We start from the raw sequence: 259 nt of genomic DNA, 5'->3' as shown, positions 1-259 counted from the left end.
ACCGTTCTCGCGGTAGCGGAAGGTTTCCTTGGTCAGCTCCTGGCGGCGCGGGCGAGCCATAATCTCGAACGCCGCGGTGGGCTCACCGTCAGCGTGCCAGGTCCAGATGAACGGACCAATCGGAATCACACCGACCATGGAGTCCTTACCGTTCTCCGCGAACTGGCGGACCGCACGAGCCAGAGTGCCGGGCAGACGCACTGGGCTGGTTGCCTGCAGCAGCATGACTGCATCGGGCTCCCAACCGTTTTCGGTGTAA

At 63.3% G+C, this 259-nt stretch carries 1 protein-coding gene; it reads right to left on the bottom strand.

The window, feature by feature from the left end:
* A partial coding sequence (locus ACW4DH_RS19030) for a hypothetical protein (RefSeq protein ID WP_459637969.1) occupies positions 1-259 on the bottom strand: 259 nt, incomplete at both ends.

It is taken from the genome of Halomonas sp. WWR20 (genome assembly GCF_054602495.1).
This window is presented reverse-complemented; position numbering and strand designations above follow the sequence as displayed.